Here is a 10,381-nt window from a genome sequence, read left to right on the forward strand (position 1 = left end):
GCAGGTGCTTCAAAGCGGTCGCTCTATGGCCAATAAAGGGTTGAGGTTACCCAGAAAAACAGCAGGCCGGCACCGCAAAATGCAAAGGCGATTACTTGGCGCGCGCGTGCGCTTGGTGCAGGACCTTCCAGCGTGCGGGTCGGAGCGATGATGAGAAAGACCCCTTTAAGGGTCGCCATGGCTCCCAAAACGGTGACCGCGCCCGAAGCAAAGCTGGCAAACGAGCCTACATTTGTGAGAACAATCAGTCCCACCAGCAAATGGCATGCGCCAGACAGGTTGACCAGTACCGGGTCGCTGCCTTTTTGAGACCCCATCATCCGCGTGTAAAATTTCGGGTCCAGAAAGAAACCAAGGCCCGTAACCGACAGATATATTCCGGAAATAAGTGCAATCTTAAAAAGCATCATCTTTCCTTTAGTGACCTGGAAATGGCTACTCAAAACTCGCAGTTAGGGCGTTCGCAACACTGAGTTTTTGAAGTTAACATGCCCTCTCCAGCGGAACAAGAAGTCCCCAAGATGCGGGGCTTGAGGTGCTGTGTGAGCGTGCAGCACCTTTGTTTGTAACGCCGCCCGCTGTTTTGAAATGCCTCGTCACATACACCTGAGTCTATCCTTGCTGTTAGAAATAGGGCAGGATTAGGCATATGGACGGGGGGATAATGCAATGAGTGATAAAAGAAACACCAGTAACCTACAATTTGGCAGCTTCGGGGAGTTCTATCCATTTTATCTGGCGGAACATCAAAACGTCATCAGCCGACGGCTGCATTTCATAGGGACGGGACTCGTTCTTGCCCTCATCATCTACATTGCAATTTCAGCAGCGTGGCTGGCTTTACTCGCGGTGCCAGTGCTTGGCTACGGTTTTGCCTGGATCGGGCATTTCTTTTTTGAAAAGAACAAGCCCGCTAGCTTCAAATTCCCACTCTACAGCCTTCTCGGCGACTTCATGATGTTCTTCGACATCCTCCGCGGCCGCCTTTCCATCCTGAAATAGCTTGAGCCCTTTCACCTTTGATGGGTTCAAGCGCTACCAGAGCGTGATACCGCATCGGTAAAGCTCTCATTAACCACGTATTTTCGCGAAATTCACGCAGACTGTAACAACCCGTCTTCCCTCACAGACTTGAAACAAACTCAAGATGTGAGGACAGGGACCGTGAGCATAATAATAAATCGACAAGATCTGGACGCTGCCACCCTGGAGCTGGCCGTCCTGGCCGGTTTACTTATACCAAAGAACGCAAATTCAGAGGACTATACGCTCACTGAAGACTGGTTTTCTGATCCTGTTTCCCATCTGGCACAAGGGTTAAAAAGCTCAGGAACTAACCTTCCTGCCTTGATAAAAGAGCTTATTGGCTCGCGCAGTGGTTCAACGCTCAATATCCCCTCCTCTTCAGCTGGTAGTCTTGGAACATGGTACCCCTTGTTGGAGGAGGATGACGCAGAGGCTTTGTCCGCAGGTTCCGGTCCCTATCTTATTTCACGAGCCTCTCAGGGGGGCGGCCAAACCTATGGCCTTGGATTCCAGATTGTTCAAAACATCAGCGAGGACCTTCAGGCACGCCTATGGGGAATTCTACCGATTCTTCTGGTCGACGGTACACCTCAAGTTGCGCTGAGTGACCCGAACGAAAGCCTGCTGCTTGGGGTGGAACTTGTCAGCGCAACAGGCCCTCTCGTCAACATCGCCGGTTTTTCCCTAGATGGCGTTCGTATGAGTGTTGCAATGGCCCCCGCACAAACAACCGGGTCTCCCGTCGACGTTAGCCTCGAAATTGTAAAACTTAAAACGCCGGGCGAGGAGCAAGCCAGTGATGTCAATTTGTCCGACCTGCAAGCTGCTTCCAATGAAGAGGTTATGGGGGCCGTCAGAGGATTGCTTGTGGCAGCCCTTGCCCAAATTGTGCCCGCAGATTCTCCAGAGATTTCGCTTCTTTTTCCGGCCATTGGCTTTGGCGGCAGCGTTGCAGGAAATGGTGATGTTCCGGCGATTGACTGGCTATCCTTGTTGGAAAATAGCGATGATCTGGCAAAGCCATTTATCGACTGGTTGCAGATAATCGCAAGTGACACTTCTGTGCTAAAAGCGTGGGGCGCAGCGCTTTCTGGTTTGGCCACTGGTGCGATTCCAAACGTACAAGGCGAAGGAACCGAAGTAGCGCCGTACCAATTCCTGCTTAAAACCATCGGCACCGCTGGCACTTTGTATCTAACCCTTGAAACTGCCACAGACAGCGATGGGACAACACATCTACTGCCTGGCCTCTCTTTTCAAGCCGATGCAGTTGTACTGGGGTCCTCCTCCGCTCAGTTGGTCCCTTCAGCCTCATTGACGTTTGTTGATCTGGGTTTCAGCGACGGCGCTTTAGCCATAGCTCCCGCGCCACTGATTGCGCAGCTCACACTTGAAAATAAGGTGCAAGGCTCACCGCTTGTCAGCGCCATGTACGAGGAAAAGGTGTTCTCGATTGGGTCGCTTGACCTTGGCCTGGAGCTCACGCCCTCTGGTGACACGGTGAATTTACTGCCGAAGTTTGAGTTTGTTGCAGTTGAAATCGCAGGCTCTTCTCATGCATCGCTCAACTTGTTGCAGCCAGAGAAAGTTGCAAGTGTGGTCGCGGGCGATCTGGCCTCCGTTATTAGTCAAAAACTTCAAAGTCTGCTTGGAACGCAAACTGGGTCACCTGGTTTTGCGCTGTCCGTCTTACTTGGCCTTGCTGCACCGACAACCAGCGGCTTTACGCAGGCTCTGACACCGCCTTTGAGCCCGAGTGCGTTTGCAAGCAACATTACGGACCCTCTGGGAGCGCTGCAAAGCTGGTATTACGCTGTGCTGAGCGCTGACGAGCCTGTTGCAGGTGCTTTGCCCGCCCAATGGATTGCACAAATGGTTGCAACGCTTATGGTCAGCGGTTCGTCAACCGTTGCATCATCTTCGGCAGCTGGAACACCAGACGATCCGTGGTTATTTCCGCTTTTGGGGTCGCAGGCAAAAGTTTACCTGAAAGCCTACAGACAAAATGAAGACCTGATACTTGGGTTGCAGGTCGGTGTAGACTTTCAGTTGACCAAGGATACGGCACTTGATCTCTCACTGGGTGCAGACCTGCTCACACTTGAAACATCCAGCACCTCAGCACAACTTACCGGCGCACGTACGTTCAGCGCGCTTGATCTTAAAATTGCCCTCCCTGATGGGGTCAGTACCGGCACTTCTACGGGCACCTCATTGAGCATTGACAGCGCAGCTGCGCAAGTCGGCTGGTCATCGCAGGACAGTTTTTCATGGCAAATCAGCGTTGCTAAATCGGAGCTGAAGGACGGTAACACGGTTGTTGCAACAGGCAGCGACCTGATCTTTGCCAAAGGCGAATCGTGGGCCGACAAGCTTTCCGGTGCGGGTACCGATACCTTTGCCCCATTGCTGCTGGGCATTACAGGTCTTGCGCTCTTGCGATCAGGCACGAGGGCTGGCGTGTTGCTGGATGGCTGGTTTGGTTTACTGGGCGGCGATATCTCTAAAAATTTACCTCAGGGAATTTCATGGCCAGATGATATGCCCCGCCTTGGGTCTGATGTTTTGACTACTCCTTTGGAGGCAATCAACACCCAGTTCAACAGTCTCTTTTCCCACAGCTTGCAGGCGCAGGCAGCGCTTTCATTACTTGGTTGGGCACTAGGAAGCGACAGCATTGCACCAGTCATTTCAGCTCCTAGCAATGGAGGCCCCTACCTTGTTCCTCTGCCAACCTCAACTGGAATAGAGCTGGCCATCTGGGATAAGGAGCAGGCTGGTGATGGTGTTGTAATCGGGCTCAACCGCGCGTTTTCGCCTGACTTGGCTGGCGACGTAGACATCTCGGTAAATGTCTCTGCTGAACTGTTTTCCAGCGCCACATCCAGTGAAGAACACACGCCCTCTGTCACGATTGTGACTGATCTGACCGGCAAAAGTGGCGAGCTGGTGAAGGACACTTTGCGTTCTGCTGAAGTCGGGCTCACACTCCTGCTGACATCCGATGGTCCGGCTATGGCTCCGATCCTTTCGGTGACCCCCACCAACAGCAGCACGCAAATCAAAATAGATCTGGAGAATCCTGCAACAGCGCTCACTGCTGCAAATAGTGAGACGCTTCTTACACTGCTCAATGCCGGTGTACGTGCACTGGTTGACGCTTATGGCGACAACCCAATGCTGATAAAGCTTGCGGGTCTGCTGGAGACAGCTGGCCTTGCAGTTCAGGTCGATGGCACGTTTGCCCTTAATGCACAGGCATGGCTGCAACTGACGGCAGCGCCAACCGAGTTTTTCAGCGCAGCTGGCACTTATTTGCTTGAGCAGAGCGAGCAGCGTGAAGACCTGGTCGACCTCCTGACTTCCGCCTCCGGTTTGAAGCTGCCAGATGTACCGGAAGAACTTCTTGCTGTTCTGGCTGCTTTGGGCTTAACGACCTCGCAAAGCTCCGGCTACTTGCCAGTTCCCAATGCAATCCTGGCTTTGGTTTCAAACCCTGCCAAGTTTTTGCCCACCCAACTCGCCGCTCTCATGTCCAGCGAAACAAAACGAGCCGCGCTTGCTTCAGCTTTTGGTCAGTCGAAGGCAACGGCCAGCTTCGGGCCGGTGAGCCTAAGCGTTCTCAACGCCAATGACTTTATGATTGAGCTTGCAAACCCGATCATGTTCGGGTCTTCGCTGAAGTTGGGCGGGGCCCTGAGCTTTAACCTGACTGATAAGACATTGGCGGCATCCCTCAATCTGGACGCAGACCAGATCGAAAGTGGAATTGGCCTATCGCTTGCCAGCGCAGACTTTAACACCCCTGAATTTTCAGCGGCCATCCGCCTTGGCTCCGCTGAGGGCACTTTTCAGCCAGCTCAGGTTCGCCTTTACCCCTTCAGCGCACAGGACTTCCTGCAAGACCTGGAACAAACAGTCCCGGCGATGTTGCTGGGTCGCATTGTTGCCGATGCACTGGGCGCAACGCTTGCGGACCACCCCGTTGCAATTGGTGTGGCGACAGCATTAGGGCTTACCAGCACCGGTTCGGATGGACAAACCAATTTGCACCTGCCGCTGCAATTCATTGACCACCCAGCTGACTGGTTGCTTGAAAAAACGCTAATGGGTGTTGATGGTGCGTTGAGCATTGAGGGCCTGAGCCAGCTGTTCTCACAGCTGCCGTCTGAGGGCACTGCGGGCTCCGGTGTCTATCTACTCTCGCAAGACAACAGTATCACCGTGGCCGGGTTGCCTTACAACCTTGAGCTGGTGTTTACAGCAGATGTTGATGCGAACCGCTTTACGATCTCCCCTCGCCTGAACGAAACACTTCAGCTTTCATCCAACCTGTCCATTTCAGCACTCAACTTCGGACTGGCGCTAACGCCAGACCTTATACCTGTACCCACGGCTCAGATTGCGTTCAGCGGTTCCATTTCTGACAACACGCCAAAATTTGAGCTAAGCGCTGCCTACGACAATACTTTCAGCTTGTCAGTAGGGCAGGTCGATGGCCCAACCTTAGATCTGATTCCGTTCACCGGCTGGTTGGAATTTGCAAAGGACGTGGCAGCACAGGCTGCTCAAAAACTGATTTCAGAGGCCGCAACGCAACTGCTGGATAACCTGAAAACGGAGGGCGCCGCCGAGTTTGTTGGCAAATTGCAAACGGCAGCGCAGGATCTGGACGTTCCTGAGCTTGTTGAAGAACTTACAAATGCTGCGCTTGAAGTTGATGGCGGACAGTCACTGGAAGACATTGCGATTGACTGGGTCAAGCAGCGCCTCACAAGCGCTAATGCCACCAATACCGCGCAGGCCGTCGTTGCCTTGCTCGCGGACGAGGTTGATGGCATCACCTCAAAGGATGGGCTTGTCTCCTATCAACCCGTTTCAAGTATTCCTTTGGTTATCTCGTTTGGCATTGAAGACAGCATCGCAGGGTTGTGGGCCCGTATGCAGTTCGACGCAGGTTCGGGGATCCGGTTTGACCTGACAAAAACAGGCATCGGTTATCCAATTGCAAGCGGCGGTAATATTCAGTTTGACCTTGGTCTGAGTGTTGAAGCAGACCTGTTTGGTGAAACAGGACCGCGTATCAGTGCGGACTGGTCTAACAGCGCTGGTTTCTCTCTGCTCTTCAATCCTCTCGGAACAGGCGGCGCCTATGCAATATACGATGCACAACTCCTGCCCGTGCCGTTTCCCGGAACTGATGGAACAGCTGGAGGGGGCCTTGAGGCATGGTTAGAAGATCTGGCTTTGCATGTACTTCCCCGGTATGCCGCACTCGGACTCTTAAATGCCAGTGTCAGCAAGGCGTGGCTTGACCAGAAACTCTTGAGTGGGAAAATTCCGGCACCTGGTACCATCTTAACGTCCATTGGCCTGATTACAGAGCAAGACGGTGTCTTTATGCCTGCTTCACCGCAAGCCCTCGCGGGAAAGACAGTCAGTAACGTTTTGGCAGCTCTAATCAACGCTATCCTGAGTGATTTGACGGCGGACAGCCCACTGACGCTCGTCTCGTTGCCCGACAATGGCAAACTCCAGATCAGCTCAAGCACGAACGAGGCATCAAAGGCTTTTGAGAGCACGCCGGACTATACGCTGTCATTGGTGGTGCCAAGTATCGCCATCAAAAATAGCGGCTTTGCGCTTCAGCTGGGAAATGCGCAGTCAGGCGACTGGATCAAGCAGGCCGGAAAATCGGGAACAGGTGACTATGTACCGGGTCTATCGGTTTCCATAAGCGTGCCTGAAAGTGGACCGGACTTTGAACACCTCCGGTTTTCGGCGGCCTATATTGGCGTTTCGCTGGAAGGAAAGAACGGCAAGCCACTGATCGACTTATCCCGCTTCTCGCTGGAGGGTGTGACCGCTCAAGGTCTGTTGTCCTTGGAATTTGGTGATGGCGACCCGGTTAAGAGCTACGGCGCTGGTGGTGATCTGTCAAACATCGCCTTTGCCCTCAGCCCCGGTTCAGTGACCGGAACTGGCGCAAACCCGGTTGCCCAAAACCTGTTGGGATCTTCTTCCTCCGACGCGAAGGGAACCAAACCTGCTGTGAACCCGGCGTTTGATGCGACCCTTGGCTGGATTTCTGACGGTACATTTGGAGCGGCATTGGAGCAAGACGGCAAGCCGGTCTCAGAAATTTACCTGCCAGTGCAGCGCAGCTTCGGCCCGCTGCAAGTTAATGGCATCGGAGCAGACTGGCATTCATCAAAGAAGCAGCTGGGGATGTTGTTTGACGGAGGTATCCAGACCACCGCAGTGACATTAGAGGTCATCGGCCTTGATGTAAGTGTGCCAATTACCGACCCCACCGACTTTGACGGCTACGGGCTGGACCTTTCTGGTCTGGCACTGGCTTTTAAGGGCGGCACTGTCTCCTTGTCTGGTGACCTGCTTAAGCAAACGAGCGACACAGCAATCAGTTATGATGGCGAGATTAACGCCTCTACCAGCCTTTTGGGGCTAACAGCTGTTGGCTCATATGCCTTGATGCCTGCCAACCCAGGCGAAGGGGAAACGCAGACGACCTCCATGTTTATCTTTGGTGATGTACGTCTCGGGGGAGCGCTGGGTGGTCCGCCTGCATTCTCAATTCAAGGCTTTGCTGGTGGGTTTTCGATCAATCGCGGCCTGACGCTGCCTGACGTGAGCCAGGTGGACAGCTTCCCGCTCATTCAGGCGGTATCAGACCCAACCTTTATTGCTGAAGGCAGCTCTCCCTCTCAGGTGCTGGCAAAGTTTGATAAGGTTATTCCCCCGCAAATCGGCAATTATTGGGGTGCTGCCGGCCTCAATGTTTCCAGCTTCGAGCTGGTAAACACATTTGCAATGCTGATCGCCAACTTTGGAGCAAGTTTCTCCTTTGATGCAATTGGTCTGGCAAAGGCCACAATGCCGCCTGACGTTTCACTTGATAAGGCTCTCGCTTATATCGAACTTGGCGTAACAATGAGTTTTGAGCCGAGTGAAGGCGAGTTTGCACTCACTGGACAACTCTCGCCAAGCTCGTTCATTCTGTCTCACAATTGTCATTTGACCGGTGGCTTTGCGGTCAGAGCGTGGTTTGGCGATAACGAGAACGCTGGCGATTTTGTGATAACGCTTGGGGGGTACTCTCCTGCCTTCAAGGCGCCAGATTATTACCCTGCTGTCCCGCGTGTCGGTTTTGACTGGCGTATCAACAGCGATACATCTATCAGCGGCGGCACCTACTTCGCCCTGACACCCAGCGCAATCATGGCAGGCGCAGACCTGAGCGCACAGTTCCGCTCCGGTAAACTTCACGCCTGGTTTGATGCTGGCGCTGACTTCCTGATCAGCTGGGCACCCTTCTACTATGACATTGATGTGCATGTTGATGTGGGCGTTTCCTACACCATTGACTACTGGATAGGCTCCTCTACTTTCTCAGCCTCGCTTGGTGCCGGGTTGCATTTGTTTGGCCCTCAGACAGGTGGTTCAGTCTATGTGGACTGGTACATCATCTCGTTCTCAATTCCATTCGGCGATGGCGGATCAAACCGTACCTCAGGGCTGACCTGGCCAGCATTTGCCCAGAAGTTCTTGCCAAAGAACAAACAAAGGAATGACGAGATTGTTCCGCTTATAGCCGCTGTTCAATCTGGCCAGGTAACAGGTGCTGCGGCCAATACCGTTCAGGCAAAGACGGTGGAGTTTAAGGTTACCTCCTCAATCCCAGCTACACAGGCCACCTTTACCAATACGACAGAACATTTTGAAAGCGGCGGCGCTATCGGAGTAAAGCCAGTTGGATGGAAGGACAATTTAGACACAGAACTTACAGTCTCAATCACCGCAGCTGACGAGGCCAACGACATTTCAGGCTTTGTTGTGGAGCCCATCAATAACGGCGTGCCAGCAGCCTTGTGGTCGCAGGGAAGTTCGGTTGCTGGTTCCTCTGAGGAAGCGGCTGTCGTCAAAGACGCGATTGTTGGTCTGAAAATCTCAACGGCTCCAACCAGCCCTAGCGGTGAGATTGGTCCCATTACTATGAGCACGGTCTACACCCCAACATGTGCTCAAAGCACCCACGCCACCTTACCGTTTGCAACGATCGCGCAAATTCCCGCTGATGCTCCAGAACCGCAGGAAAACGCGTTTTCTGTGATCCAGACAACCATTGCCTCAGAAGGTGTTGAGCAAATTCGCAAAGCAATGGGCGAGGCCCTTAACGATGTAATGTTGAGCGCCATCGACACGCCTGATATGAGCGTGATGAAAGAGTATGCCGATCAAATCCTGATCGCCCCACCTCAGCTTGCGCAAGTCGGGACTTATGTAAACACACCACCTGCCGCGTCCAGCAGTCCCCCTGCAATCAGCCAGCCGACTGACAAGGATGCAGCTGCAGCAGAGCGTTTTTCGGTCAGGAAACCCGGCAGGGTCTCTCTGATCGGGTACGGACGACTTCGCGCAATGAGAGGGTTTACCGAGGCTCGCAATGGCCTTCCCTCCCGCCAGCGCACACGGTGGTTCTGGCATAACTTGTCTTCATACCACTTTGGCGAGCCAAACGTGATCGCAGAGCCAGGACGTGCCTTCCTCTTTGAGGCAGCCCGGAGTTCTGTGCCATTGCTCCTTGATATCAGCAATGTGCGCAGCCTTGACCTTCGCGTTATTGCTCTGGACCGCGCAGGGCGCATCCTCAGCCATACAGTGACGCAAGAAGAACGACTGGTCCTTCCAGCACGCACGCATCGCATTGCAGTTTTCTGCGAGCCGGTCAGCAGCACACGTTCCTTCCAACTCAAAGGATGGCTGAGCGACCAAAAACTGATGCTAGTTGGTGATGGCCGTCTTGTTGGTGAAGGCTGCACGGTCTTCACACGCGGTGCTCTTGAGCAGATGAGCCGCTTTAAGCCCGGCCCTAACTGCATGGAAAATATAGTTGCGGCAGATGTGCTGGAGCATGTGAATGGCACACGGGTCAACGGCACGGTTGAAACGCTCTTCAAGAGCGAAGCTCGGACGATTGCCGTGGTGGTGACCCACTCTGACGACGCTCCCACCGATATCCTGCTGAAACGGGGAGAACGTGCAGGCGGGTGGCATGCAGCTGAGCCTGTGCAATCCCTCAAGCTCGGAGGCTCTGAAGTCCTGTTTTTTGAGGGAGCAAGAGGCCAACCTGTGCACGTGCTTACGTCAGCCTCACATGAGGTGCAAGGCGTGTTTGCAAGCGCTCTGCCCCCTTCACAGCTCAAAGCCACATGGAAGAGACAGGTGCTTGGAACCTTTGCCGCCCCCGCCACGCACAACCCGCTTCGCGCATTCGCGAAGATCAACCTGTCACGCGATGAGCGTTAGGCCTTAGATGAGAAGAAGGATAAATCTT

3 protein-coding genes are annotated in these 10,381 nt (G+C 53.6%); 2 read left to right on the plus strand and 1 reads right to left on the minus strand.

The window, feature by feature from the left end:
* Positions 1-23: 23 nt before the first annotated feature.
* Entirely contained in the window at positions 24-407 is a 384-nt protein-coding gene (locus BMZ51_RS19935) for a hypothetical protein (protein WP_139201432.1), read from the minus strand.
* A 262-nt stretch (positions 408-669) separates the two neighbouring features.
* On the opposite strand from BMZ51_RS19935, the gene BMZ51_RS19940 reads away from it, so the two are divergent.
* On the plus strand, positions 670-1,002 hold the full coding sequence (locus BMZ51_RS19940; protein ID WP_068005316.1) for an Mpo1-like protein: 333 nt from the start codon (positions 670-672) through the stop codon (positions 1,000-1,002).
* A 162-nt stretch (positions 1,003-1,164) separates the two neighbouring features.
* Positions 1,165-10,353, plus strand: a complete 9,189-nt coding sequence (locus BMZ51_RS19945; RefSeq protein WP_068005318.1) for a DUF6603 domain-containing protein — start codon at positions 1,165-1,167, stop codon at positions 10,351-10,353.
* Positions 10,354-10,381: the final 28 nt, after the last annotated feature.

This window comes from Pseudovibrio axinellae, from assembly GCF_900110875.1.
Classification (GTDB): domain Bacteria; phylum Pseudomonadota; class Alphaproteobacteria; order Rhizobiales; family Stappiaceae; genus Pseudovibrio; species Pseudovibrio axinellae.